At 44.3% G+C, this 25,800-nt stretch carries 26 protein-coding genes; all 26 read right to left on the bottom strand.

Annotation, left to right across the window (positions count from 1 at the left end):
• Window positions 1-140: 140 nt before the first annotated feature.
• Window positions 141-2,216, bottom strand: a complete 2,076-nt coding sequence (gene topA, locus JOC94_RS12535) for a type I DNA topoisomerase (RefSeq protein WP_077111738.1) — start codon at window positions 2,214-2,216, stop codon at window positions 141-143.
• A gap of 177 nt (window positions 2,217-2,393) precedes the next feature.
• Window positions 2,394-3,266 carry a DNA-processing protein DprA gene (gene dprA, locus JOC94_RS12530; protein ID WP_077111739.1) on the bottom strand — a complete coding sequence of 291 codons (873 nt, stop codon included), beginning with the start codon at window positions 3,264-3,266 and terminating at the stop codon, window positions 2,394-2,396.
• A 101-nt stretch (window positions 3,267-3,367) separates the two neighbouring features.
• Complete coding sequence (sucD, locus tag JOC94_RS12525) at window positions 3,368-4,273, bottom strand: succinate--CoA ligase subunit alpha (protein ID WP_077111740.1); 906 nt, start codon at window positions 4,271-4,273, stop codon at window positions 3,368-3,370.
• A gap of 72 nt (window positions 4,274-4,345) precedes the next feature.
• On the bottom strand, window positions 4,346-5,506 hold the full coding sequence (sucC, locus tag JOC94_RS12520) for an ADP-forming succinate--CoA ligase subunit beta (RefSeq protein ID WP_077111741.1): 1,161 nt from the start codon (window positions 5,504-5,506) through the stop codon (window positions 4,346-4,348).
• Between the two features lie 87 nt (window positions 5,507-5,593).
• Complete coding sequence (locus JOC94_RS12515) at window positions 5,594-5,875, bottom strand: EscU/YscU/HrcU family type III secretion system export apparatus switch protein (RefSeq protein WP_077111742.1); 282 nt, start codon at window positions 5,873-5,875, stop codon at window positions 5,594-5,596.
• Window positions 5,872-7,128 (bottom strand): hypothetical protein, encoded by a 1,257-nt coding sequence (locus tag JOC94_RS12510; protein ID WP_205179463.1) that lies wholly within the window; start codon window positions 7,126-7,128, stop codon window positions 5,872-5,874. Before JOC94_RS12510 ends, JOC94_RS12515 begins: the two co-directional genes overlap by 4 nt.
• A gap of 16 nt (window positions 7,129-7,144) precedes the next feature.
• Window positions 7,145-7,918, bottom strand: coding sequence for a ribonuclease HII (locus tag JOC94_RS12505; protein ID WP_205179462.1), 774 nt, complete (start codon window positions 7,916-7,918; stop codon window positions 7,145-7,147).
• A gap of 72 nt (window positions 7,919-7,990) precedes the next feature.
• A complete protein-coding gene (gene ylqF, locus JOC94_RS12500) occupies window positions 7,991-8,848 on the bottom strand; it encodes a ribosome biogenesis GTPase YlqF (RefSeq protein WP_077111745.1) in 858 nt (285 codons plus the stop codon).
• An 18-nt stretch (window positions 8,849-8,866) separates the two neighbouring features.
• Window positions 8,867-9,406, bottom strand: coding sequence for a signal peptidase I (lepB, locus tag JOC94_RS12495; RefSeq protein ID WP_077111746.1), 540 nt, complete (start codon window positions 9,404-9,406; stop codon window positions 8,867-8,869).
• Window positions 9,407-9,589: 183 nt separating this feature from the next.
• On the bottom strand, window positions 9,590-9,934 hold the full coding sequence (gene rplS / locus JOC94_RS12490; protein WP_077111747.1) for a 50S ribosomal protein L19: 345 nt from the start codon (window positions 9,932-9,934) through the stop codon (window positions 9,590-9,592).
• A 141-nt stretch (window positions 9,935-10,075) separates the two neighbouring features.
• Entirely contained in the window at window positions 10,076-10,798 is a 723-nt protein-coding gene (trmD, locus tag JOC94_RS12485) for a tRNA (guanosine(37)-N1)-methyltransferase TrmD (protein WP_077111748.1), read from the bottom strand.
• Window positions 10,795-11,310 (bottom strand): ribosome maturation factor RimM, encoded by a 516-nt coding sequence (gene rimM, locus JOC94_RS12480; protein ID WP_077111749.1) that lies wholly within the window; start codon window positions 11,308-11,310, stop codon window positions 10,795-10,797. Before rimM ends, trmD begins: the two co-directional genes overlap by 4 nt.
• A gap of 5 nt (window positions 11,311-11,315) precedes the next feature.
• On the bottom strand, window positions 11,316-11,708 hold the full coding sequence (locus JOC94_RS12475; RefSeq protein ID WP_077111750.1) for a YlqD family protein: 393 nt from the start codon (window positions 11,706-11,708) through the stop codon (window positions 11,316-11,318).
• 62 nt (window positions 11,709-11,770) lie between these two features.
• Window positions 11,771-12,004: a KH domain-containing protein gene (locus JOC94_RS12470; RefSeq protein ID WP_077111836.1), complete on the bottom strand. Its 234-nt coding sequence runs from the start codon at window positions 12,002-12,004 to the stop codon at window positions 11,771-11,773.
• 11 nt (window positions 12,005-12,015) lie between these two features.
• Window positions 12,016-12,288 carry a 30S ribosomal protein S16 gene (gene rpsP, locus JOC94_RS12465; protein ID WP_077111751.1) on the bottom strand — a complete coding sequence of 91 codons (273 nt, stop codon included), beginning with the start codon at window positions 12,286-12,288 and terminating at the stop codon, window positions 12,016-12,018.
• 587 nt (window positions 12,289-12,875) lie between these two features.
• Window positions 12,876-14,219, bottom strand: a complete 1,344-nt coding sequence (gene ffh / locus JOC94_RS12460) for a signal recognition particle protein (RefSeq protein ID WP_077111752.1) — start codon at window positions 14,217-14,219, stop codon at window positions 12,876-12,878.
• Window positions 14,220-14,231: 12 nt separating this feature from the next.
• Window positions 14,232-14,564 (bottom strand): putative DNA-binding protein, encoded by a 333-nt coding sequence (locus JOC94_RS12455; RefSeq protein ID WP_077111837.1) that lies wholly within the window; start codon window positions 14,562-14,564, stop codon window positions 14,232-14,234.
• Window positions 14,565-14,659: 95 nt separating this feature from the next.
• A complete protein-coding gene (gene ftsY / locus JOC94_RS12450; protein WP_205179461.1) occupies window positions 14,660-15,649 on the bottom strand; it encodes a signal recognition particle-docking protein FtsY in 990 nt (329 codons plus the stop codon).
• Between the two features lie 17 nt (window positions 15,650-15,666).
• Entirely contained in the window at window positions 15,667-19,230 is a 3,564-nt protein-coding gene (smc, locus tag JOC94_RS12445) for a chromosome segregation protein SMC (RefSeq protein WP_205179459.1), read from the bottom strand.
• Between the two features lie 25 nt (window positions 19,231-19,255).
• Window positions 19,256-19,987 carry a ribonuclease III gene (gene rnc, locus JOC94_RS12440; protein ID WP_077111755.1) on the bottom strand — a complete coding sequence of 244 codons (732 nt, stop codon included), beginning with the start codon at window positions 19,985-19,987 and terminating at the stop codon, window positions 19,256-19,258.
• 77 nt (window positions 19,988-20,064) lie between these two features.
• On the bottom strand, window positions 20,065-20,298 hold the full coding sequence (locus JOC94_RS12435; protein ID WP_077111756.1) for an acyl carrier protein: 234 nt from the start codon (window positions 20,296-20,298) through the stop codon (window positions 20,065-20,067).
• A 78-nt stretch (window positions 20,299-20,376) separates the two neighbouring features.
• Window positions 20,377-21,120: a 3-oxoacyl-[acyl-carrier-protein] reductase gene (gene fabG, locus JOC94_RS12430; RefSeq protein WP_077111757.1), complete on the bottom strand. Its 744-nt coding sequence runs from the start codon at window positions 21,118-21,120 to the stop codon at window positions 20,377-20,379.
• Window position 21,121: 1 nt separating this feature from the next.
• A complete protein-coding gene (gene fabD / locus JOC94_RS12425; RefSeq protein WP_077111758.1) occupies window positions 21,122-22,063 on the bottom strand; it encodes an ACP S-malonyltransferase in 942 nt (313 codons plus the stop codon).
• A 19-nt stretch (window positions 22,064-22,082) separates the two neighbouring features.
• Window positions 22,083-23,072 carry a phosphate acyltransferase PlsX gene (gene plsX / locus JOC94_RS12420; RefSeq protein ID WP_077111759.1) on the bottom strand — a complete coding sequence of 330 codons (990 nt, stop codon included), beginning with the start codon at window positions 23,070-23,072 and terminating at the stop codon, window positions 22,083-22,085.
• A 12-nt stretch (window positions 23,073-23,084) separates the two neighbouring features.
• Window positions 23,085-23,651: a transcription factor FapR gene (fapR, locus tag JOC94_RS12415; protein ID WP_077111760.1), complete on the bottom strand. Its 567-nt coding sequence runs from the start codon at window positions 23,649-23,651 to the stop codon at window positions 23,085-23,087.
• A 90-nt stretch (window positions 23,652-23,741) separates the two neighbouring features.
• The gene (gene recG, locus JOC94_RS12410; protein ID WP_077111761.1) at window positions 23,742-25,790 is read right to left on the bottom strand and encodes an ATP-dependent DNA helicase RecG; all 2,049 of its coding nucleotides are present in this window, start codon (window positions 25,788-25,790) and stop codon (window positions 23,742-23,744) included.
• Window positions 25,791-25,800 lie beyond the last annotated feature (10 nt).

Genomic DNA, 25,800 nt, shown 5'->3' with positions numbered 1-25,800 from the left:
CTTGTTTCTCGACAATTCAAGTATAAAAGAATTGGATGTTTGCGTGTATTTTTTGGGGCAAATTGTGTGGAAACCCCAACATTTAGTATAGAGCCATTTTTTACATTCATAGAAAAAAGCGAGCCAGTGCTCGCTTCACATTACTCTTGCGGTTGTTCTTTATAGGTACAATTTGAACATTGCACCTGTTTGCCTTTTTTCAATTTTTTCTCTACAAGCAAGCCTTCACATTTAGGACAAGGTCTTTCAAGCGGCTTATCCCAAGACAAGAAATCACACTCGGGATAGCGGTCACACCCAAAAAATATTCTTTTTTTCTTGCTTTTTCTTTCGACAATACTGCCTTTATGGCATTTCGGGCATTGAACACCAATATGTTTTACAATCGGCTTTGTGTTTCTGCAATCAGGGAAGTTACTGCAAGCCATGAATTTTCCGTACCGGCCCATTTTTATGACCATCGGATTGCCGCATTTTTCACAATCCTCGCCTGCGTATTCATCTTTGATTTCTACTTCCTTCATTTCCTCTTCTGCTTTTTTCAGGTTTTTCTCAAAGCCTTTATAAAAGTCATCAATCAGTTTTACCCAGACAAGCTGGCCTTCTTCAATTTCATCCAAATTGGATTCCATTTTTGCCGTAAATTCCACGTCCAAAATTTCCGGGAAAAACTCCATAATCAGCTCCAAAACAATTTCACCGAGTTCTGTCGGTACAAAACGGCGGTTGTCAAGAGCGACATAGCCGCGTTTTTGGATCGTGTCCAGTGTAGGCGCATAAGTGGATGGCCTTCCGATTCCAAGCTCTTCAAGTGCTTTGACAAGCCTTGCTTCCGTATACCGTGGAGGTGGCTGCGTAAAATGCTGTTTCGGATCAAGTTTCTCAGCTTTTACATGCTCTCCTTCGGAAAAAGCCGGCAGGACATTTTCCTTTTCCTCAAGCTGATCATCGGTGCCTTCTACATAAACCTTCATGAAGCCCGGGAATTTGATCTGTGAGCCGGTTGCGCGAAATATGACTTCTCCATTTTTTAAATCGACTGCCACCGTGTCCATGACAGCCGGAGCCATTTGACTCGCTACAAATCTTTCCCAGATCAATTTATACAATCTAAGCTGATCCCGGCTCAAATAGGCCTTTACCGAGTTCGGTTCCCTCATCGTACTTGTCGGCCTGATCGCTTCATGGGCGTCTTGGGTGTTGACAGCCTTTTTCTCTTTCCGGCCGCCGGTTCCTTTATATTCTTGCCCGTAGCTGGCCGTAATGTATTCCGCCGCTTCGTTTTTGGCCAGATCTGAAATTCTCGTGGAATCTGTTCTCATATACGTAATCAGTCCGACTGTGCCTTCTTTTCCTAAGTCAATTCCTTCGTATAGTTGCTGGGCCAGCATCATCGTCTTTTTGGCCCGAAAGTTCAGCTTTCTCGCGGCTTCCTGTTGCAGTGAAGAAGTCGTAAACGGTTTTGCCGGATTCCGTCTTCTTTCTTTTTTAGTGACGGTATCTACTATAAATTGATCGCCTTTGACTTTTCCCAATATGTTTTTGACGTCCTCTTCGGACGTCAGTTTTACTTTCTTGCCGCCAACTCCGTAAAAAGCTGCTTGAAAAGGGTCCTTTCCTTTTTTAAAACTGCCTTCAATGGACCAGTACTCTTCAGGCACGAAATTTTTAATTTCATTTTCCCTGTCGATGATCAGTCTGACTGCCACTGATTGCACCCTTCCGGCGCTCAATCCCTTTTTCACTTTTTTCCAAAGAAGCGGGCTGATATTGTACCCTACCAGTCTGTCCAGAACCCGTCTTGCCTGTTGTGCGTCCACCAGGTCCATGTTGATGGGACGGGGATGTTTAAACGATTCTTTAATGGCATCTTTCGTAATTTCGTTAAAAATAACCCGGCAATTGGAAGTGATGTCAACATCCAAGCTGTGGGCGAGATGCCAGGCAATCGCTTCTCCCTCCCTGTCTGGGTCAGCTGCAAGATAAACCTTTTTCGCTTTTTTTGCCGCAGTCCTTAATTCTTTTAAAATGGGGCCTTTCCCACGGATGGTAATATACTTTGGTTCGTAATTATGTTCGATGTCTACACCCATTTGGCTTTTCGGCAAATCGCGGACATGCCCCATGGATGCTTTCACTTTATATTTTTTTCCTAAATATCGTTCAATGGTTTTCGCCTTTGCAGGCGATTCCACAATAACCAAATAATCGGACATACAAAAATCCTCCCTAGAGGTGTAGTTACTGAAATCAGAATAAATCTTATACATGTATCATTCTTTTGTCAATGAAATAAATAGAACAGGCGAAAGGTGACAGCCTGTTCAAAGCTTCTTTTGATGAATCTATCCCACTTTTGGCCAAAATGCAAGTTTTATTGTTTTACAAAATCCTCAAAACAGGAGTTCTTCTAAAATGTCTTCCCCGGATGATACGAGTTTGGCCCCTTGTTTAATCAGTCTATTCGTCCCTTCTGACAAAGGACTGTCGATGGGCCCGGGAACCGCAAAAACTTCTCTGCCTTCATCTAGAGCAAAGTCTGCTGTAATCAGAGAACCGCTCTTTATGTTCGCTTGAATTATAACGGTTCCTTTGGCAAGACCACTGATAATTCTGTTGCGCATCGGGAAAAACCACTTTTTCGGCTTCCAGATGGGGGGATATTCGGACAAGAGCAAATGATGTTTACTCATCTCTTCCGCAAGAGTTTTGTTTTCAGGCGGGTAAAGGTGAAAAAAACCGCCTCCCAACACCCCGATTGTTTTTCCACCCATCATCATTGTCTGTTGATGGGCTATGCTATCGGTTCCTCTTGCCAATCCGCTAATGATGATGAATCCTTTTTGAAGAAGCGGGGGAAGCAGCAATCGGATCGACCTTTTGGCATAATCGTCCGCCTTTCGGGCCCCCACAATCGCTAATGAAGGCCTTTTCAAAAGAGCGGTGTCTCCTCTGGCAAACAGAACGAGCGGCGGATCATAAACTTCCTTCAATTGTTCAGGATATTCTTCGTCACGGTAAGTGATAACGGCAATGTTGTTCGAATGGTATAAAGAAAGAAGTTTGTTCATGTCCATTGTATAAAATTGCTCCGAAAATCGCTTCTTGGAAGAAGGGTCTAAATGGAGTAAAGATTGAAGTGTTGAGAAGGAAATCGAATAGAGTTGTGATAAATCGGGGTCCAATTCCAGCAAGTGTCTAATGGAGCCATTCGGTAATTGACAATGGAGAAGATGTAACAATCTTTCCTTAAAAATGAATACCATCTCCTTTATAACAGCCCCTCAAAATGAGGGGCCATTTTTGAAAAACTGGGGGAAAAGCCTTCAACATGATGGTAACGGGCCAATCCCTTTTTCGTTCGTTTTTAATCATGCGTTTTGCATTTTTCGTACAGCCCTTTTTCCTTAAGGACGCCGATCAATGTTTCACCAATAACAGCTGGTGTTTCCGCTACTTTTATGCCGCATTCATTCATGACGCGGATTTTTTCATCAGCGGTTCCTTTTCCTCCGGAAATGATGGCTCCCGCATGACCCATCCGCTTTCCTGGAGGTGCTGTACGACCGCCAATAAATCCGACAACCGGCTTTGTCATGTTTTCTTTTACCCAGCGGGCCGCGTCTTCTTCAGCTGTTCCACCGATTTCCCCGATCATGATGACCGCCTCTGTTTCCGGGTCTTCATTGAATGCGGTTAAAACATCGATAAAGTCGGTGCCGTTAACAGGGTCTCCGCCAATTCCGACCGCAGTGGATTGGCCGACTCCCGCTTGGGAAAGCTGATGTACGGCTTCGTATGTCAATGTTCCCGAGCGGGAGACGACGCCTACGTGGCCTTTTTTATGAATATAGCCAGGCATAATGCCGATTTTACATTCTTCCGGAGTAATGACTCCCGGGCAGTTCGGGCCGACAAGGCGTGTTTTCTTGCCTTCCATAGCTCTTTTTACTTTTACCATATCAAGAACCGGAATATGTTCTGTAATGCAGATGACCAAGTCAAGCTCGGCATCGACAGCTTCCAAAATGGCGTCTGCCGCAAATGGAGCAGGAACATAAATGACGGAAGCATTTGCACCAGTTGCTTTTACAGCATCTTCGACTGTGTTAAAGACCGGAACTCCTTCGACCTCTTGACCGCCTTTGCCAGGTGTTACTCCCCCGACAATTTTTGTTCCATATTCAAGCATTTGTTTTGTGTGAAATAATGCGGTTGAACCGGTAATTCCCTGTACGATCACTTTTGTATCTTTATTTATATAAACACTCATGATTTTTTACCTTCCTTTCAGTTTTGTACAGCCGAAAAGAAAAACAAATCGTGTACATGTATTTTGTTTTTTTTAGCTGACAAGCTCAACAATTTTTTGGGCACCGTCAGACATGGATTCAGCAGCGATGATATTGAGTCCGGATTCGTTCAATATTTTTTTGCCCAAATCAACATTCGTGCCTTCGAGTCTTACAACGAGAGGGACACTCAAGCCGACTTGCTTGGCCGCTTCAACAACACCGGTTGCAATAATGTCACACTTCATAATTCCTCCGAAAATGTTGACAAATATCCCTTTCACATGTTCATCGGAAAGAATAATTTTAAACGCTTCTGTTACTTTCTCCGCGGTAGCCCCGCCTCCAACATCCAGGAAGTTTGCAGGATCTCCGCCGTAATGTTTGATAATGTCCATTGTAGCCATCGCCAGACCGGCACCGTTGACCATGCATCCGATGTTCCCATCAAGGGAGATATAGCTCAGGTCATATTTGGAAGCTTCAATTTCTTTCGGGTCTTCCTCATCCAAATCGCGGTATTCCAAAATATCCTTATGCCTGAATAGGGCGTTATCATCAAAGTTCAGCTTGGCATCAAGTGCGAGCACATTGCCGTCGCCTGTAACGACTAGCGGGTTGATTTCCGCAATGGAGCAATCATTATCAACAAAAGCATTGTAGAGAGTGATCATAAATTTGGCCGCTTTTCCCACAAGCTCTTTTGGCATGTTTATGTTAAATGCAATACGTCTTGCTTGGAAGCCAGTTAATCCAACAACCGGATCGACGACCTCTTTAAATATTTTTTCCGGCGTTTTAGCTGCCACTTCTTCGATGTCCATCCCGCCTTCTTCGGATGCCATTAAGACGACTCTATCTGTGGCGCGATCTACAACGAGACCGACATAATATTCTTTCTTGATATCGCAGCCTTCCTCAATCAATAACCGTTTTACTTCTTTTCCTTCCGGTCCTGTTTGATGAGTAACGAGGGTTTTTCCAAGTATTTCGTCAGCATATGTACGAACTTCATCTAGATTTTTCGCGACTTTCACACCACCGGCTTTCCCGCGTCCCCCGGCGTGGATTTGCGCCTTTACAACGCATATTTCCGTACCCAGTTCTTTTGCCGCATCGACCGCTTCATCAACGGTAAATGCCACTTTTCCATTTGGTACAGATACGCCGTATTTTCTCAGGATCTCTTTACCTTGATACTCATGGATATTCATTTTCCGTCCTCCCTCAGACTGTAAAAAAATAGATTACCGTGTTTATTGTATTAAAATGGCGAATGGAAGTCCACCCTTAAAGCCTTTTCATTTCGATTCTCCGGTTTTCTTGTCGATTTGATAGATAAAAGCCAGAACTTCGGCAACTGCGCCGTATAGTTCTTCCGGAATGGCTTCGTTGATATTTAGCTGTCCCAGCAATTCAGCAAGGGTGGGGTCTTGCTGCACCGGAATATTATTTTCTTCCGCCTTTTCCAGAATTTTCTCCGCCACTTTTCCCGTTCCTTTTGCCAATACGATAGGCGCCTGATCGCTTTCAGCATACCGTAAAGCAATGGCTTTCTTCTGTTCTACATTTTTCTCATTCATATCCGAATATCAACCCCAGTATACGGATTGCTCTCCAAGCCAGATAGCCGGTTTACGACAGGGCTTTTGTTTGCCGGCTTGCGAATATGCACCGTGGATAAAGTATAATCCAAATTTTTTAATTCCTCTTTTAGAAAGGGCATAAGCGTTTGCGCCAGGGGTTTGATTGCCTCTGATTCGTTAAAGAGCGTAACTGTGACGACCCGGTTTTGTATTTGCATGTCCACAACCGTTTCCTTTAAATGTTGCAGGTCAAGGTAAAATAAAATCCGACAATAATCAGCGTCTATTTTTCCATCCGGTTTGCGCTTTGCTGTCCATTGCATTGTTAATTCGGTGTATTGCTGAAAAACTGTTAAAGGAATGGTGAAAACGATTTGCTGAACAGATGTGTTATTGGCTGAAAATAGCTGCTGTCCGTTCATTTTTAAAATAATTTGCTCCGCGTAATTTCGCGAAGTGTTTCCAGCTTCATTGATCCCGACATATTTTACAAGAAGGGATTTTAATGCCAACTCCGGCTTGAGCTGTTCCATATTGGCTTCATAAAAGATCCCTGTATGCTTAATCGCTCTCATAAGATGTTGAAAAACGTCCTTGCCTGTCCCTGTATGAGCTTTTTCTTGATGGCTGCCATGATGGAGCAGCTCCTCAAGATGCTGGAGGATTTGTTGAACGAGAGGGGCATTTTTTGGTTCCTGCTGGAGGGATTCATATAATGAGGACATTAAATTGGTGAAGGATGTTTTGTTTACAGCCGCAAAAAGGGATTGAAACACCGAGTCAATAAAGGGTAAGTTTTGCCTGCTCATAAAACGGATGACATCCATAGCCAAACTTTGGTCATTCACTGTCTTCAGCCATCTTCCAGCAGTGAATATTTGCTCTTTCGTCAATGGAACGGGTTCCTTCATTAAGAAATTTGTAAGCTCTTGCAATCCCTTCTGCTCTGGAAATGGAGAGTGATTGAGCGAAATGGGACCAGGGGTGCGAGGGGCTTCTTTCGACAGTAATTTTAAAAGCAATTCTCCTTGTTGAAACGCTGCCTGAAACCAATATCCCTTTCCGCTTTCCAAAGGAACCTCCAGCTTTGCAATCAAGCGGTTGGATCCAATTTGAATTTCTGCCAGCTGATTGGGAAAAAAGCGGAGTGTTCTGGCAAATACTACTTGGCCATCCCGCAGTATGAACGGCTGGTCAGCAGGGACTTTATCGGTATTAAACATTATTCTCGAAATGGTATGTATATCCAATCAACTCACGTCCTTCTCACTGGCCGGCATGTTCTTTTATCGGGCCGAAAGATTTTCGGTGAATCGGACAAGGCCCGTAAGATTGCAATGCAGACAAGTGGCCTGCAGTTCCGTAGCCCTTATGGATGCGGAAACCGTACTGGGGAAACTGCTCGTCATATTGTATCATAAGCCGATCGCGGGTGACTTTGGCAATGATTGATGCAGCCGCTATTGAAACACTTGCTGTGTCGCCTTTTACAATCGACTTGTAGGAAAACGGCACATCTATTTCCATGGCGTCAAAAAGGATAAAATCCGGCTGGACACTTAATTCGCTGATGGCTGTCTGCATTGATTTTTTGACGGCATTATGTATGTTCAATATATCTATTTCCCGCGCCGAAATAATCCCAACTCCGACAGCGATTGCTTTTTCCGTAATTTCTTGATAAATGTCAAAGCGTTTTTTTTCGGAAAGTTGTTTTGAATCATTGATCCCCGCGATATAACAGTCGGCAGGCAATATGACAGCGGCCGAAACAACCGGCCCGGCCAGCGGCCCGCGCCCGGCTTCATCAACTCCCGCGATATGCTCATAACCCGCCGCTCTCGCTTCTTCTTCCAATTTGCTCATGTTCTCATATCGCTTCCGCTCAAGTAGCGCTTTTTGTTTTTCACGCCGCCATTTGGCTACAAGGGTTTGGACGCCCTTGCGTGAATCCAAGGCAAGCTGCTGAAATAATGGGTCCTGCTCGTCTGTTATCTCTGGCAGCAATTTTTTTACTTGTTCGACAGTCATCTTGTCCATCCATTGTCCCTCATTGTCTATCTGTTTTTTATATCGGCCAAGTGAAGAGGTTATGAATATGTTTACAAAAAATTAGTCGGATTGTTCTTTCGGAAAATCAAATGTCAATCGACCAAGCTTTTGTGTTCGCACATCCATCACGATGATGTCAGCCGTTTTATCATAATCAACTTCCCCTCCGGACATTAAACAGCCGCGGAGCTTCCCGATATGATCGAATAAATCAGCCATTTCTGTCGCTATATCCGCCATTTGGTACCTCTCCATTAAGCGTTGCGGATAATGGCTTTTCAGGAAATCCAGCGCATAGACGGCAATGTCTTGCATATTTAATAATGAATCCTTAATGGCTCCTGTTAAAGCCAACTTGTATCCAATTTCTTTATCTTCAAATTTCGGCCATAAAATTCCGGGTGTATCGAGAAGTTCCAGTTCTTTTCCGACTTTAATCCATGCTTGTCCGCGTGTTACTCCCGGTGTATTGGCAGTTTTGGCGATATTACGCTTTGCAAGCCGGTTAATCAAAGTTGATTTCCCCACATTCGGTATGCCAATAATCATCGCCCGCAAGGCTCTTGGCTTTAGACCTTTTTTTGCCCGCCGCTCGATTTGCTCCTTCAGCAATTCCTTCGATGCTGCGATGATTTCTTTCAATCCCTTCCCTTCCTGGGAATTAATGGCAAGCGCCTTATGGCCCTTTTCGCTGTAATAACGAATCCACTCCTTCGTATAATCAGGATCTGCCATGTCAGCCTTATTCAAAAGAATAAGGCGCTTTTTTTGCAGAATGATTTCATCAAGCATAGGGTTGGCGGATGAGATGGGAATCCGCGCATCAACAAGCTCGAACACAATATCTACGACTTTTAATTTTTCTGTCACTTCCCGGCGAGCCTTTGCCATATGCCCGGGAAACCATTGAATTGCCATGAATGTTCCTCCATTCAATCACTTTACAACTCTAACATCCTTTAAAGGCCAATATACAAATTTGGTGTCGCCAATCACTTTTTCCATTGGTATTGTTCCTATATGGCGACTGTCTTTACTTGAACGGCGGTTGTCCCCCATTACAAACAGTTCACCTTCCGGAACGGTTTTGTGGCCGGTAATTTCCTCCAAAGTAAAATCTTCCGTTAAAGGACCTTCCGGATTTTGCTTTTTGTAGACTTCCAAATATGGTTCCTTATAAGGCTTTCCATTCACATAAAGTGTGTCGTTTACATACTCAACGGTATCTCCGGGCAATCCGATCACACGTTTTATATAATCCTTTTGCTCAGGGGCATGAAAGACGATAATATCAAAACGGTCCGGTTTGCTCAGTTTGTTAACAATCATTCTGTCGCCGTTATGGAGTGTGGGCATCATGGAAAACCCGTCTACAACAATCGGAGCAAAAAGGAAGTAACGAATAATCGCAGCCAGCCCTACGGCAATGAGCAAGGCTTTTGTCCATTCCCAAATCTCATTTTTTTGTTTCGCCATTTTGTCACCATCCAATCATCACTGGGAAGTTTTCACATGTTTTCTCTCATATGTATACACCATTTTACACGAGTTTAAAACGCAAGGAAATAAATTGCAAAGTAAAAGGAGCTTGAATCCAAGCTCCTTTGACAAATTTCATTTACGGCCTCTTGTTGCAACGAAGCAGGCATGAGCCATAAATTAACGAATTTCTTTGATACGAGCCGCTTTACCACGCAGTTTGCGCAGATAGTAAAGTTTTGCACGGCGAACCTTACCGCGACGCACGACTTCAATTTTAGCAATTCGTGGTGTATGGACCGGAAATGTTCTTTCCACACCAACACCGTAGGAAATTTTGCGAACGGTAAAAGTCTCGCTGATTCCGGCACCTCGCCGGCGGATAACGACTCCTTCAAACAGCTGGATCCGCTCACGCGTTCCCTCTACGACTTTTACATGAATCCGAACTGTATCCCCCGGGCGGAATGCCGGCAGGTCAGTACGAAGCTGCTCTTTCGTGATTTCCTCTATTAATTTGTGCATCGTATTCATCTCCTTCCACCGATGCTCATGCAAACGTTCAATCTTGCAGCGGAACACCGTAGTCACCGACTGGAAACAACTTGCTACATTCCCAGCCACAAAAGTAATAATATCATAGCCAGCCGTCATTTACAATTGGAATTAGGACAGATTTTCCTCGTCAAGCCACTTTTTTTGTTCTTCCGTTAACGGATAGCTGTCAAGAAGGTCGGACCGGCGATTTTTTGTCCTTTTTAAAGATTGCTTGATACGCCATTCTTCGATCTTTTTATGGTTGCCGGATAGGAGCACGTCAGGCACCTTCATTCCCCGAAACTCGGCCGGCCTTGTATAATGCGGGTGTTCAAGCAATCCGGTTGAATAAGAATCCAAAACAGGTGATTTTTCATTTCCAAGAACGCCCGGCAATAGCCGGACAACCGAATCAATGACAACCATAGCGGCCAGTTCACCGCCTGTTAATATGTAATCCCCAATGGAAATTTCGTCAGTCACAATACTTCTGATCCGCTCATCATATCCTTCATAATGTCCGCAAATGAAAATAATTTGCTCCTCTTTTGACAACTGTTCCGCCTTCTTTTGGGTAAATGTCTCTCCCTGCGGGCATAAAAGAATAACGCGCGATGAATGTTTCTTTTTTACGCATTCTACCGCATCGAAGATCGGCTGCGGCTTTAATACCATTCCCGCGCCGCCGCCATAAGGGTAATCATCTACCGTCTTGTGCTTGTCATCGGAAAAATCACGGAAATTTGTTAGATGGTATGTGACGGCATTTTTTTCGGCAGCTTTTTTTAAAATGGAAGAACCGAGAACTCCTGAAAACATTTCGGGGAACAAAGTCAATACGTCAATCCTCACGGCAATAATCCCTCCAGCGGATCAATGACAATTTCTTTTGTATCAACAGAAACTTTAAGGACTACATCAGCGATATAGGGTATGAGCAAATCTTTTCCGTTCTCTCTTTGGACGACCCAAACATCGTTGGCCCCTGGGGTTAAAATTTCTTTTACAGTACCAAGCTCTTCTCCGTCAACAGTCAACACTTTGCAGCCAATGATTTGGTGAAAATAGTATTCGCCTTCTGGAAGATCCATCAATTCTTCTTCGGAGACTTTTAACATCCCGTTTTTCCATTGTTCTACTTCATTCACATTGTCATATCCTTCAAAGGTAAGCAAATCAAATTGTTTATGCTTGCGATGTGTTTTGACTACAAGTGGAATAGGTGCTGCTTCGTTGAGGAAGAGATGCAGGGTATTACCCGGGGCGTAGCGTTGTTCCGGAAAATCGGTTACGGAAATCACTCGGACTTCTCCGCGTATTCCGTGGGTATTGACAATTTTTCCAACATTAAACCAACAGCCCATGACAGTCACCTTTCTCGAATTTCAGATATGATTCCGTCTTTTATAATGACGGTTTTCCCTTTCATTATTTCTTCCCAATTATCACCAATTTCAATTTCTACAAGTGCCTGGACATCTTGATCCTTTAGCTCGCTCCCGTACGGAAGCATCCCAAGCTGCTCAATTTGAAAGTCGATTAATTTTATTTTTTCCTTTCTCAAATCAATTTCCTTATCAAATTGGGCTTTTAGGCCGACGGCTGAAAACTTTCTTGTTCTTTCCAATTTTTTCATCTCAAATAATAATTGATCGCATTCTTTTTGCAATTGCTGTTTTTGCTGGTTATATTTAGCGGAAAGCTTTTCACGGCTTTTTTCGGTTAAAATTTGTTTGACGGTGACAGTTTGGATAATTTTCACACGATCATCCTCCGTCTTTTATTTTCGGTGATATCGTTAAAAAAAAGGGAGGTTTTTCCTCCCTATTCGTCGATTTCCATGTATACCTTCTTATGTTGTTTGGATCCTGCAGCGGCATACACGACCGTTCTAATCGCTTTGGCTACGCGTCCATGCTTTCCAATCACCTTCCCGATATCCTTTTCGTGAACCGTAAGATGATAAACAATTCGTTTGTCATCTTCACTGACACGCACTTGAACATCGTCAGGATGATCAACAATCGGCTTGACGATCGACAAAATTAATTCTTGCATCGCTATCACGTTTACTTGCTATTCTTCGCGTTATGGTATTTCTCCATAATACCTTGTTTCGAGAACAGGTTGCGGACGGTATCAGAAGGTTTCGCCCCATCCTGAAGCCACTTTAACACACTTTCTTCATTAATTGTAACTTGTGCAGGCTCAGCGACTGGGTTATATGTGCCAACCTCCTCAATGATACGTCCGTCACGCGGTGAACGCGAGTCGGCAACAACGATCCGATAAAAAGGAGCTTTCTTTGCTCCCATACGTTTTAAACGAATTTTAACTGCCATGCTTTAAAGCACCTCCGAATAGTTTCACACAAGATAGTATAATATCAGTGTGTGTTTTGTTTGTAAAGTGTTTTTTCTTAACATGTTAAAATGACATGTATGCAACCCCAAGACGGGATAACTACGTGGCATACAGTTGCCTTTTGGTAATCGGCGGAAGCTTGATATTATCTTGCTCCCGCGCCGCTTATCGACTAGCTGACTTTACGCTAATATGCTCCTGCGCCCCGGCTTATTCGATAGAAGCCTTATTCAGCGCGTCACAAGATGCAGACGCTTTGCACAGCTTCTTGTCTCCTAAGACACAGTACACTTAATTGAAGTGGTTAAACCTCAGCGCATCACAAAGAAGCTTATTCTGATTGGAAACAGCTGAGGCGCCATGGTCCTATTAACTTGGCAAAAGCGCTCTAGATAAGCAGGCGCTTTTCGCTTTTCTTATTGTCCAGCTCTAGCGCCTATCGACTAGCCGACTTCGAGCCTACTCCTACGATAAGTCAACATCGGCTCGGTCCTCGCCGTGTTTCCTTTATCTCGTCGCAGGCACTCCAGTCTGTACGTCGATAAGCAGGCGCTTTTCGCTTTTCTTACATAAACGGAAATTTGAAGCCTTTCTTTCTCCCTTTTTGCTGCATGCCCGACATTTGTTTGAGCATTTTTTTCATTTCCTCAAACTGTTTCAGGAGCCGGTTTACTTCTTGAACGGGACGCCCGCTCCCTTTGGCGATTCTTCTGCGCCTGCTCGCATTAATGATTTCGGGATTTTCTTTCTCGGCTTTTGTCATGGACCGGATAATGGCCTCCACATGCCCAATCTGCTTTTCATCCACTTGCAAATTGTTGAGCCCTTTCATCTTGTTGGCGCCCGGCATCATTTTGATCAATTCATCGAGCGGCCCCATGCTCCTGACTTGGCCAAGTTGTTCAAGGAAATCGTCAAATGTAAAAGAGGCTGTCCGGAATTTATGTTCCATTTCCTTCGCTTTTTCTTCATCGACAGATTCCTGGGCTTTCTCAATCAAGGTAAGCACATCGCCCATACCCAAGATCCGGGAAGCCATTCGCTCGGGGTGGAACGGTTCGAGTGCATCCATCTTTTCTCCCATCCCCACAAATTTAATGGGTTTTTGGGCAACGGAGCGAATGGATAAAGCAGCCCCTCCGCGGGTATCCCCGTCCAGCTTTGTCAAGATGACCCCTGTAATGTCAAGCTGCTCATTAAAGCTTTGTGCCACATTGACAGCATCCTGCCCCGTCATCGCGTCCACTACAAGGAATATTTCATCCGGATCGGCTACTTCCTTGATTTGCCTTAATTCTTCCATCAGCTCGTCATCAATATGCAACCGTCCGGCAGTGTCGATTAGAACATAATCACAATTTTCTTCCTTTGCCTTTTCAATTCCTTTACGGACAATGTCCACGGGGTTCACTTGGTCGCCCAGCGAAAACACTGGCATATCGAGTTGCTTTCCGATCGTCTCGAGCTGTTTAATGGCCGCCGGCCTGTATATATCGGCTGCAATGAGCAAAGGCTTGCGGTTGTAGCTTTTGCGCAACAAATTGGCAAGCTTCCCCGTTGTCGTCGTTTTACCGGCTCCTTGCAGTCCGGACATCATGATCACCGTCGGTGGACGTTTCGCCGTGGCAATCTTGCTTTGTTCACCGCCCATCAGATCGGTAAGCTCTTCTTTCACCACTTTAATGACTTGCTGGCCAGGCGTGAGGCTTTTCATTACCTCCTGCCCGACTGCCCTTTCGCTCACCTTTTTAATAAATTGTTTGACAACCCGAAAGTTGACATCCGCCTCAAGCAAAGCAAGCCGGACTTCACGCATCATTTCTTTGACGTCCGCTTCTGTTACTTTTCCCTTGCCGCGGATTTTTTGAATTGTCGATTGCAACCGGTCGGCCAATCCTTCAAATGCCATTATTGCCGCCCCCTAATCCAATTCCTCTAATTTATCCAGATAGATGGATATTTTATCCTTCAAATCCGGGAAGTCGCTTAACTGTTCCCTCATCAAACTCGTCAAATGTGTTCGTTTTTGGAATTTTTCCAGCAGTAAAAGCTTGCTTTCATACTCTTCGAGCAATGCTTCAGTCCGTTTTAAATTATCGTATACAGCTTGCCGGCTCACGCCATAGTTTTCGGCAATTTCTCCGAGTGAAAGATCATCCCGGTAGTAAAGGGCCATATAATTACGCTGCTTTGGAGTCAACAACGTTTGATAAAAGTCATACAAGTAGTTCATGCGCGTTGTCTTCTCAAGCATCATCGGGATCTCCACCTTGTTAAGTTAAAAGCCTTTACACACCCTAAATCTTACACCATTACCAGTGAGGCGTCAACCCGTTTCCTTGAAAGCGACTATTCCTCCGTTTTCTCGATCGCATCAGAAAACAATCCGTAAATATATTTCTCAGGATCAAATGGCTGTAAATCATCTATTTTTTCACCAAGGCCGACAAATTTCACCGGAATATTGAGTTCTTTCCGAATCGCCAATACAATGCCGCCTTTGGCTGTTCCATCCAACTTGGATAACACAATGCCGCTGACATCGGTCGCTTCTTTAAAAGTTTTTGCCTGGAGCAAGGCATTTTGCCCGGTTGTGGCATCCAGAACGAGCAAAACTTCATGTGGTGCCCCAGGAATCTCCCTTTCTATGACACGCTTGATCTTTCCCAGCTCGTTCATCAAGTTTACTTTGTTCTGCAGGCGGCCTGCGGTATCACATAACAAAATATCCGCTTTTCTCGCTTTTGCGGCCTGTACCGCATCATACATGACAGCAGCCGGATCCGAACCCGCTGTTTGTTTAATAACTTCCACACCGACACGCTCACCCCATACTTCGAGCTGCTCAATGGCTCCGGCGCGGAACGTATCTCCTGCGGCAAGCAACACTTTGTTTCCCTCCGCTTTAAAATGGTGGGCCAGTTTGCCGATCGTCGTCGTTTTGCCGACTCCGTTAACCCCGACAAATAAAATGACGGTTAGGCCATCCTTCTGGATGTTCAAATCACCCAGATGATCCTCCCCCGACTCGTAAATCTCAATCAACTTTTCGGATATAACGGATTGGACTTCTAGTGGATCTTTCATGTTTCTTCTTTTCACTTCCGTCTTTAACTCATCGACAAGTTCCATAACCGTGTCAAAACCGACATCGGCCTGAATCAATATTTCTTCAAGCTCTTCAAAGAAGTCTTCGTCCACCGTACGATAGCGGGCGACGAGGTCGTTGATTTTATTAGAAAAATTATCACGGGTTTTTACAAGGCCTTCTTTAAATTTTTCAGAGATGGAATCAGTTGATGTTGTAAATTTATCTTTTAATTTTTTAAAAAAACTCATTTGCTTCACCCCCAAGGTTATTTGGCCAGCGCTTCGGCTTCCTCCAGTTTTACAGAAACAAGTTTGGATACGCCGGACTCCTGCATCGTGACGCCGTATAATACGTCTGCTCCGGACATAGTGCCTTGTCTGTGTGTAATGACGATAAACTGGGTGCTTTGGCTGAATTCTTTTAAATAATTGCTAAATCGAAGGACATTCGCTTCGTCCAGCGCCGCTTCCACTTCGTCCAGCACACAAAACGGGACTGGTCTGACTGTTAAAATGGAAAATAATAGGGCGATGGCTGTCATCGATCGTTCTCCGCCCGATAAAAGGCTCAAATTTTGCAGTTTTTTTCCGGGCGGCTGGGCTACTATTTCAACTCCGGTCGTTAATAAATCATCCGGTGCTGTCAACTCCAGCTTCGCTCGTCCTCCGCCAAATAAGGATCGAAAAACTCCTTCAAATGCTTGTTGGATGGATTCAAACGTTTGACCAAACCGTTTAATCATTTCTCCATCCATCTCCTCCATAATTTGTATAAGCGTATCCTTCGCTTCCATTAAGTCTTGCTGCTGGGCTTGTAAAAATTCAAATCGGCTGTTTACCCTGTCATATTCTTCTATTGCACCAATGTTGACAGTACCCATATCCTCAATTTCATTCTTAAGCACTTCCAACCTGTTTTTTGCTTCTTCAGGTGTTTCTTCTAATGGATAATCTGCTTTCGCCCGCTCATAAGACATCCTATATTCATTTTTTAATATATGGGCATAGTTTTCCAATTCAACTTCGAGCCGGTTTTTCTTTAATTCGCTTTCTTTTGCCAGATTCATCATTTTCCGATGTTTTCTTTTTAACGCTCGCAGTTCGATTTCGATTTCCGCAATGGCTTGCTGGACAGCGTTTCTTTCTTTACGCCTGAGTGCAGCTTCTTCGATCGTTTCTTCCTTTTTTTTCCGCATAATGTGTATTTGTTGGTGATTATCGACGATATTTTTCTCGATTTTTTCGCTTTCTTTTTGGAGTGCGGCGAGTCTTTCCTCTGCGTCCACCATGTCGTTTTGCAATTCTTTCAACGTTAACATAAGCCTGTCCCGATTGGCTATTTCTGCGTTTTTCTGTTCATGCAAAGTCGCATAACGCGTATTTAATTCGTTTATGTCCCCTGAAAGCAACTCTTTATGTTGACGCTGCTCATTCCGTTTTGTTGTGAGCTCTTCAATCTCCTTATCAAGCTTGGCAATTTCTTGTTGACTATTTTCCAACACGGATGCAACTTGCTTCATTTGGTCTTGGATCGAGATACATTCGGCTGTGATTTCCTTTTTTTCCATTTCAAAAAGAGCCATGTAGTCTTGCGCATTTTTTTCATTGATTTCAAGCTGGGAAATTTGTTTCTCTAATTCCTGGCGCTCTCGCAGCCACTTTTTCTTTTGTTTTCCCGCTTCATCCAGCACATTATTATATTTGGCAAGTTGCTCCTTCAGTCTGCTTCCTTCAAGTTCATAGTTTGAAATGGTTGTCTCCACAGCATATAGCTCTTTTTTTAACCGGGCAATCTCATTCTTGCGTCCCACAAGGGAGTTCCGTTTTTGTTTTGAATTTCCCCCCGTCATGGAACCGCCGGGATTCATCACTTCGCCGTCGACGGTTACGATGCGAAAACGATATTGAAGCAGCTTTGCCAGCTCCGTTGCTCCTTGCAAGTCTTTGGCAATAATGACATTTCCCAGCAAGTTGCCAATTGCCGCCTCATGCTTTTTGTCAAAGCGGATCAGTTGCGAGGCAATGCCGACAAATCGGCTGTGACGCTGAAGGAACGCTAGTTGCTCGCTTTGCAGCTGTTTCGGCCTGACAATATTAAGCGGCAAAAAAGTCGCCCGTCCCAATCTGTTTTTCTTTAAAAATTCGATCGCTTTCCGGGCGTCTTCGTCTGTTTGGACAATGATGTGTTGAACGGCGCTGCCAAGCGCGATTTCAATGGCTGTCTCCAGCTCTTTCGGAACATCAATCAATTCTGCGACGGCTCCTTCTATGCCAGACAAAATGGATTTTTTGGCTTTCAACACTTGACGTACACCATGAAAATATCCGGCATAATCCTCAGCCAATGATTCTAGACTTTCCTTTTGGGCTTTCAGTTTATCGGCGGTTCTGTAGGATTCCATCAGCATGGATTGCTGTTGATCCAATTTACCCTTCAACCCATTCATATGTTCCACAAGTTCTTTTTCCTGCAACACTATGTCTTCCAGGGCTTTTAACACTTGAACGATTTTTTCCTTTTTCTCCAAAAGCTTGCTTTTTATATCTTGATAGTCTCCTGAATATTTGTCATAATTTTCATTCGCCTTTTGCAGCTTTATTTCCTGCTGGCTTAACTGGCTTTCTAAATATTGAAGCCTGTTTTTCTCGGATGCCCGCTGATTCAAAACCTCGACATAATCACTTTTTAGCGAATCAATCGTCGCCTCAATTTGGTCATCAAAAAAGCCCAGCTCATTTTTCTTTTTTTGAAGCTCATCCTGGACATGGTCAATTTCCTGATCTTTTTTTTGTAAGAGATTTCTCGTGGCCTCGAGTTGTTTTTTTAACTCTTCTATTTTACTGCCGGCCTCTTGAATCGAAACTTGGAGCTGTTCCATTTGTTCGTTCGTATGCTTCTTTCTTTCCTGAAGAACCTGGCTCGTCCCTTCCAGTTTCTCTAGTTGTCCAGACACATCGAGAAGAACATTTTGAAGTGAGGTGATCGCCTCGTCAAGCCCATTCCCGGTCTCCCTTTTCCCATCAAGAGCCATTTCAGCTTGCTGGACGGCATTTGCCACTGATTGCTCATTGTCGGTATGCTCTTCCCACTTGTTGTTCAACGACTCCCATTCTTTATAAAGCGTTTCGATTTGGTATACTGTTAACGCTATTTCACTTTTTTCTTTCAACCTTTTTTTATCCAGATATGTTTTGGCCTTTTCTGCTTGTTCCATTAACGTTTCCAATTGTCCATCCAATTCATGGATAATATCGTTTACCCGGTTTAAGTTGTCCTCTGTTTCCGCCAATTTTCCTTCTGCTTTCATTTTTCTCTGCTTATATTTCAGGACTCCGGCGGCCTCTTCAAAAATGGTCCGCCTTTCTTCCGGTTTACTGTTTAAAATTTGATCCACTTTTCCTTGGCTAATGATGGAAAAGGCCTCTCTTCCAAGCCCTGAATCAGTAAACAGATCGACAATATCCCTGAGCCTGCATCGGCTCCCATTGATATAAAATTCACTTTCTCCGGTCCGATGAACGCATCTTTTCACACTGACTTCATTATAATCAATCGGAAGCAACCCGGATGTATTATCCAAGATCATGGTCACTTCCGCAATATTAAGCGGCTTCCTTGAATCGCTTCCCGCAAAGATGACGTCTTCCATCGTTCCCCCGCGCAAGCTTTTGGCGGATTGTTCGCCGAGCACCCAGCGAAGAGCGTCTGTAATATTGCTCTTGCCGCTTCCGTTTGGCCCGACAACCGCGGTAACGCCGGGTACAAAATCGACCGTTACCTTCTCGGCGAAAGACTTAAATCCAAATATGCTTAATTGTTTCAAGAACAATCTGTTTCTTCCCTTCACTATTGAGTTAAAGCTCGTTTAGTTTTCCTAAAGCCATTTGGGCGGCATGCTGCTCCGCTTCTTTTTTGGAGCGGCCCATGCCTTCGCCGAGTACTTGGCCATTGAGGATTACTTGCGCTTCAAACACACGATTGTGGGCCGGACCGTGTTCTTTGAGTATATTGTATTCAATCGCTCCGGAACCGTCTCTTTGAACGAATTCCTGAAGCTGGCTTTTAAAATCCATCACATGAGAAAAAGCACCTTTGTCCACTTTTGGAAACACGATTTTTTCAAGGAATGCTTTCGTTATTTCCAAGCCCTGATCCAAGTATAAAGCTCCGATAAATGCTTCAAAGGCATCCGCAAGCAATGCGGGCCGTTTTCTTCCGCCAGTCATTTCTTCTCCCTTGCCAAGTAAAACGGCATCACCAAAATGCAGTTCATTGGCAAAAACAACTAATGACGGCTCACACACGATGGCAGCTCGGAGCTTCGTCAGCTCTCCTTCGCTCATCATCGGATATTTTTCGTATAAGTAGTGGGAAACTGTCAGTTCCAGAACCGCATCTCCCAAAAATTCCAGACGTTCATTATCTTCATAGGGCTTTTTTCGATGCTCATTCACATAGGATGAATGTGTAAAAGCTTTCATCAGGAGTGTTTCATTGGAAAATTGAATTCCAATTTTTTCTTGGATCTGTTTAAATAACAAACGCTCCCGTTCTCCTGCTTGTTGACTTTTTTTTGGTTTGCGCATATCTTCTTCCACCTTATCGGTATTTATAAGTAGAAAAAGCCCCGTCGGCAATCAACGGGACATTTTACTTCCAACGATTAACTGTTGCTTTTTATGTAATTGACCGCATCACCGACTGTCGCGATTTTTTCAGCATCCTCATCGGAAATTTCCATATCAAACTCGTCTTCAAATTCCATGACCAGTTCAACTACATCAAGCGAATCTGCTCCTAGATCATCTCTGAACGAAGCTTCAAGCGTTACTTTAGACTCTTCCACTCCAAGACGGTCAACAATAATTTTCGTTACTCTTTCCATAACATCTGCCATCCGATTCACCTCCCCTCAAGTCATTATAATCGATATACATGAAAAATAAAATATCGCCTTTATTTTCTTCAGGCGCATTTACATCGCCATTCCGCCATCTACGCAAATCGTTTGTCCTGTTATGTACTCGGCATCATCGGAAGCCAAAAACAGCGCTGTTTTGGCGATATGCTTTGCTTCACCGAATCTCGCAAGCGGAATTTGTTGTAACATCGCTTCTTTCATGTCTTCCGATAATTCGTCAGTCATATCCGTGGTAATAAATCCAGGCGCAATCGCATTGACTGTAATATTGCGTGATGCAAGCTCCCTTGCCGTAGATTTCGTTAAGCCGATGACTCCGGCTTTTGCTGCAACGTAATTGGCTTGACCCGGGTTTCCGATCACACCGACGATCGAAGAGATGTTGATGATTCTTCCAGATCTTTGCTTCATCATTTGCCTCGTTACAGCTTTTGTGCAAAGGAAGACTCCTTTTAAGTTGGTGTCGATCACTTCATCCCACTCATCTTCCTTCATTCTCATCAGCAGATTATCTCTCGTAATACCGGCGTTGTTGACAAGAATATCTATACGCCCAAAGTGGCTAATTGTATCTTTCACCATTTTTTGTACCGCATCCCCAGACGCCACATTGCATTGATAGGCGACCGCTTCGCGGCCCATGTCGGTAATCAGGCGTACTACTTCTTCCGCTTTTTCCTTGCTGCCGGAATAATTGACGATGATATTGGCTCCTTCATTGGCAAGTGTCAAAGCCATTTCCCGGCCTATTCCCCTTGAGGCTCCTGTCACGATAGCCGTTTTTCCTTCCAAACGCAATTTAATTCCCCCTTAATGCCGCCACTGCAGCTTGTAAGCTTTCCGTATCTTGGACAGATACTGTCTTGACGTTGCGGTCTACTTTTCTGATAAGTCCGGATAACACTTTTCCCGGGCCGACTTCTACGAAAGTGCCGACACCAAGCTTGATGAGCTTTTCGACCGTATCTTCCCACAAAACTGGTGAATATAATTGTTCAATCAATTTTTTCCGAATCATTGCAGAATCGGTTTCGGGAGCCGCCGTCACATTGACTACGACCGGGATCTCGGCATCTTTTACATTGATTTCGTCCAATACGGCTTGGAATTTTTCTGCTGCGGGTTTCATGAGCATGGAATGAAAAGGACCGCTCACCTGCAATGGAAGGACGCGTTTCGCCCCCGCTTCTTTAGCCCGATCTCCAGCTTTTTGCACTCCCGCAACCGTACCGGAAATCACAATCTGTCCGGGACAATTGAGATTGGCCAATTGCACGGGATCTCCTGCTCCCGTTACATGTTGGCAAATATCGTGAAGGATGCTTCGGTCCAACCCCAATACAGCCGCCATTGTGCCTTCTCCGCTTGGAACAGCTTCTTCCATATATTCGCCCCGCTTCCTGACTGTATAAACAGCGTCTTTAAAGTCGAGCGCTCCGCTCGCTACCAGTGCGGAATATTCTCCCAAGCTGTGTCCGGCCGTATAATCCGGGCGAATGCCGGCTTCTTCCAGCCCTTTCAGCAAAGCGACGCTTGTCGTCAAAAGGGCGGGCTGGGCGTTGGTTGTAAGCGTCAGCGTTTCCTGAGGTCCCTCAAAAATGACCTTGGACAAGGAAAAACCCAATGTTTCATCCGCCAAGTCAAAAATGCGGTTTGCCTGTTTATTTTGCGTGGCCATTTCCTTTCCCATGCCTACCGTTTGCGAGCCTTGCCCCGGAAAAACAAAGGCAATTTTCTCCATGTATTCCACTCCCTTTATATTAACCATTTTGTTCAGTAATATTGGCTTTGATCGTTCCGGTCACATCGTTCTTGACAATGTCGAACGCTTGGCGGATCGCATGGTAGACGGCATTCGCATTAGAGGAGCCATGAGCCTTGATGACCGGCGACTCCAATCCGAACAGACAGGCGCCTCCATACTCCGTATAGTCCATTTGATCTTTCAGTTCAAGCAAATCCCCTTTGATGATCCCGGCTGCCAATTTGTTTTTAACACTTTTTGTCATCGTTTTTTTCAGCATGGAAAAAAGCGAAGCGGCTGTTCCTTCAATGGCTTTTAAAACCACATTTCCGGTAAATCCATCCGTTACGACAACGTCCGCATGACCCTCAAGAAGTTCCCGGGCCTCGATATTTCCGGTAAAGTTCACGTTTGCTTTTTTCAATAAGTCGTATGTCTTTTTCGTCAGATCGTTACCTTTATTCTGTTCAGAGCCAATATTTAATAAAGCCACTCGCGGATTTTCTATCTTTCTAACATTTTCAGCATATATTTTTCCCATATAAGCATATTGCAGCAAATGCTCGGGCTTGGCATCCACATTAGCCCCTAAATCTAGCATCACAAATCCTTTTCCATCAATGGTCGGAAGTGTCGGGGCAAGAGCGGGCCGCTCCACACCTTTAATTCTCCCGACAATAAATAAACCTGATGCCATCAAGGCCCCTGTATTGCCGGCTGATATACAGGCATCCGCCTGTCCATCGGCCACAGCTTGGGCCATTTTCACCATGGATGCCTCTTTCTTGCGGCGCACGGCTCTGACCGGTTCGTCGTCCGCCCCGATTACTTCTGTTGTATGGACGATTTCAATCCGTTCATGACTAGTCAGGTATTGCTGTATGTCCTTTTCGTTTCCATACAACGTGAATGCTGCATCAGTAAAATCTTTGGCTGCTTTTTCTACACCACGGACAATTTCTCTTGGTGCATGATCGCCGCCCATCGCATCTATCGCAATCTTCATGTTAAAACTCCCTTACTCATAACTGAAACGATACATTTCAAAATTTCCTTTAAAGCACATTTCGCCGCCTACAAAACTTTCAACCTTCACAAACGTTCTTTTGTCACCTTTTGTATGGCCGAGGACTTTTGCTTTGGCGACTACTCTTTCACCTGCTTTAACCGACCTTGTAAAATGAATGTCCGCTGTGACCGTAAGAGCAACTTCATCATCAATGACTGCAACAGCCAATGAGTTTGCCTGGGCAAACAGATGGTGCCCCCGCGCAATAGAATTTCTTGTAAATGTGTGTTCGCTTTTCACATCAAAAATGGATATCGCACTTTTATCAAGCTCAATATCGATGATATCACCGATGACATCATCTGCAGGCAATGACTTTACTTCATTATCGACATGTTGTTCGGCCACATGCTTAATACGTTCACGCAGCTCCGGTATACCGAGTTCCATCCGATCAAGTCTGATCGTTTGAACACTGACCAAAAAACGTTCCGCCAATTCCTCATCCGTGATGAACGGGTTCGTGTCAATCGTTTGGACGAGAAGCTGCTGGCGTTCTTTTTTCGTTGGCTTCATGCATGCATCACACCATTTCACGTTATTAAGACTTGGTATTAATAGTAGTATATAAAAAGGTGGATTGTCATGCAACATTATTGGAATATCTTAATCTAATTTCTCTCCGGACATAGCTCCCGATTCTTCAAGATAACATCTAAGCGACGCATATTCATCATCCTGCCAAAATTCGTCCAGTTCAATGAAACGGATCGCGTCGGCGCGGGCAATTTCCAAAATTCGGTAATCATGGACCATGTCCGCCACTCGAAACTCAGGCAGCCCGCTTTGTTTTTTTCCGAAGAAATCCCCTGGCCCACGCAATTCTAGGTCACGTTCACTCAATACAAATCCGTCATTCGTTTCTGTCATAATTTTCATTCGTTCTTTCCCGGTTTCATTTTTCGGATCGGCAAGCAAAATGCAATACGATTGTCCGGAGCCGCGTCCAACTCGGCCGCGCAGTTGGTGCAACTGGGATAACCCGAATCTTTCCGCATCATAAATCAGCATGAATGTCGCATTTGGAACATTGACTCCTACTTCCACAACAGTTGTCGAAACAAGGACTTGGATTTTATTGGCGCTGAATGCTTTCATGACTTCCTCTTTTTCTGAAGAGGGGAGGCGTCCGTGCATCAAGCCTGTATGAAACCTGCCGTGAAAATGATTGGCCAGCAAATTATACACGTCAATCGCATTTTGGACATCCAAGTTCTCCGACTCTTCAATTAAGGGGCATATGACATAGGCCTGCCTGCCTTTATTCAACTCTTTTTCCATTAATGAAAGTACCCGATCCAGCATTTCATGCTTTGCCCAAAACGTTTCAACAGGCTTTCTGCCGGCAGGCATTTCGTCAATAACAGACACATCCATCTCGCCAAAAACAGTAATAGCGAGCGTTCGGGGAATTGGGGTGGCAGTCATAAATAAAACGTCCGGATTTTCCCCTTTTTCTTTTAAAACTCTCCGCTGTTCTACACCGAAGCGGTGCTGTTCATCTGTAATGACGAGCCCCAGATTTGAAAAATGCACCTCATCTTGAATCAAGGCATGCGTTCCCACTAATATATCAATCTCTCCATTTTGAAGCCGTTCCAATATTTCTTGGCGGGCCTTCCCTTTTACTGAGCTGGTTAACAAGCCTATTGTCAAGTCCGTATTGGCGAACAGCTTGCTTAACGATTCGGCATGCTGTTCGGCCAATATTTCCGTTGGAACCATTAAAGCCCCCTGGAAACCCGCCGTATAACTTGCGTACAACGCAATCGCGGCCACAACCGTTTTCCCCGAACCGACGTCCCCCTGAAGCAGCCTGTTCATTTTGTAAGGCGATTTTAAATCTGCACAAATGTCATTGACTGCTTTTTTCTGTGCATTCGTCAAAGAAAAAGGGAGGGTCGAGATAAACTGCTTCAATTGCTTCAAATGATAGTCTTGGCCGACTCCCCGTGTTCGTTCCCTTCTCATTTTCCTGAACACTTGAAGCTTTAATTGGAACAATAAAAATTCCTCGTAGACAAACCGTCTGCGCGCCTGCTTCATCTCCTCCTCCGTTTTCGGAAAATGGATGAATGCTAGAGCATCCTGTATAGGAGCCAATTTGTAGCGGTCTCTTACTGCTTTTGGAAGAATATCTCCCACGGAGCAGCCGTATTTTTTCAGGGCATGTTCTATATAGCGACGCAGCGCTGGAACCGTAACATTCCCTTTTACCGGATAAACAGGAAGGAATGGCGTGACTTGCTGGTGTGGACCAAAAACGATGTGGCTGCATGTAATGGTTTGCCGATGTTTGTCCCACTTTCCGGACACAGTAATCACATCATTCGGCGCCAACTTGCCCTTTAAATACGATCGATTGAAAAATACTGCCTTAATCAAGTATTTATCAACCAAAAGATGGATCGTCAGCCTGTTCTTTTTTCTTCCATAAAATACAAGAGAAGGTTCACTATGAACCTTCCCTTCAACCGTTATCCGCTCATCGTGTTGAACGTCGGCCAAATCACGCACTCTCATGTCATCGTAACGGTAAGGCAAGTAGTACATTAAATCTTGAATGGAGTGAATCCCCATATCGGCAAGCTGGACGGCCGTTTCCTTCCCAATTCCTTTTACTACTGTTACGTCTATATTTTGTAAATCGGTCATGGGCTGCTTG

The sequence above is a fragment of the Siminovitchia thermophila genome (assembly GCF_016909185.1).
GTDB classification, from domain to species: Bacteria; Bacillota; Bacilli; order Bacillales; family Bacillaceae_C; genus Siminovitchia; species Siminovitchia thermophila.
This window is presented reverse-complemented; position numbering and strand designations above follow the sequence as displayed.

What these genes read in the sequence shown, in the direction of transcription:
- topA (WP_077111738.1), bottom strand. Translation starts at nt 2,216, where the DNA reads ATGTCCGATTATTTGGTTATTGTGGAATCGCCTGCAAAGGCGAAAACC.
- dprA (WP_077111739.1), bottom strand. Translation starts at nt 3,266, where the DNA reads ATGGTATTCATTTTTAAGGAAAGATTGTTACATCTTCTCCATTGTCAA.
- sucD (WP_077111740.1), bottom strand. Translation starts at nt 4,273, where the DNA reads ATGAGTGTTTATATAAATAAAGATACAAAAGTGATCGTACAGGGAATT.
- sucC (WP_077111741.1), bottom strand. Translation starts at nt 5,506, where the DNA reads ATGAATATCCATGAGTATCAAGGTAAAGAGATCCTGAGAAAATACGGC.
- JOC94_RS12515 (WP_077111742.1), bottom strand. Translation starts at nt 5,875, where the DNA reads ATGAATGAGAAAAATGTAGAACAGAAGAAAGCCATTGCTTTACGGTAT.
- JOC94_RS12505 (WP_205179462.1), bottom strand. Translation starts at nt 7,918, where the DNA reads ATGGACAAGATGACTGTCGAACAAGTAAAAAAATTGCTGCCAGAGATA.
- ylqF (WP_077111745.1), bottom strand. Translation starts at nt 8,848, where the DNA reads ATGGCAATTCAATGGTTTCCCGGGCATATGGCAAAGGCTCGCCGGGAA.
- lepB (WP_077111746.1), bottom strand. Translation starts at nt 9,406, where the DNA reads ATGGCGAAACAAAAAAATGAGATTTGGGAATGGACAAAAGCCTTGCTC.
- rplS (WP_077111747.1), bottom strand. Translation starts at nt 9,934, where the DNA reads ATGCACAAATTAATAGAGGAAATCACGAAAGAGCAGCTTCGTACTGAC.
- rimM (WP_077111749.1), bottom strand. Translation starts at nt 11,310, where the DNA reads ATGGGCTGTTGGTTTAATGTTGGAAAAATTGTCAATACCCACGGAATA.
- JOC94_RS12470 (WP_077111836.1), bottom strand. Translation starts at nt 12,004, where the DNA reads ATGCAAGAATTAATTTTGTCGATCGTCAAGCCGATTGTTGATCATCCT.
- rpsP (WP_077111751.1), bottom strand. Translation starts at nt 12,288, where the DNA reads ATGGCAGTTAAAATTCGTTTAAAACGTATGGGAGCAAAGAAAGCTCCT.
- ffh (WP_077111752.1), bottom strand. Translation starts at nt 14,219, where the DNA reads ATGGCATTTGAAGGATTGGCCGACCGGTTGCAATCGACAATTCAAAAA.
- JOC94_RS12455 (WP_077111837.1), bottom strand. Translation starts at nt 14,564, where the DNA reads ATGCTTGAGAAGACAACGCGCATGAACTACTTGTATGACTTTTATCAA.
- ftsY (WP_205179461.1), bottom strand. Translation starts at nt 15,649, where the DNA reads ATGAGTTTTTTTAAAAAATTAAAAGATAAATTTACAACATCAACTGAT.
- rnc (WP_077111755.1), bottom strand. Translation starts at nt 19,987, where the DNA reads ATGCGCAAACCAAAAAAAAGTCAACAAGCAGGAGAACGGGAGCGTTTG.
- JOC94_RS12435 (WP_077111756.1), bottom strand. Translation starts at nt 20,298, where the DNA reads ATGGCAGATGTTATGGAAAGAGTAACGAAAATTATTGTTGACCGTCTT.
- fabD (WP_077111758.1), bottom strand. Translation starts at nt 22,063, where the DNA reads ATGGAGAAAATTGCCTTTGTTTTTCCGGGGCAAGGCTCGCAAACGGTA.
- plsX (WP_077111759.1), bottom strand. Translation starts at nt 23,072, where the DNA reads ATGAAGATTGCGATAGATGCGATGGGCGGCGATCATGCACCAAGAGAA.
- fapR (WP_077111760.1), bottom strand. Translation starts at nt 23,651, where the DNA reads ATGAAGCCAACGAAAAAAGAACGCCAGCAGCTTCTCGTCCAAACGATT.
- recG (WP_077111761.1), bottom strand. Translation starts at nt 25,790, where the DNA reads ATGACCGATTTACAAAATATAGACGTAACAGTAGTAAAAGGAATTGGG.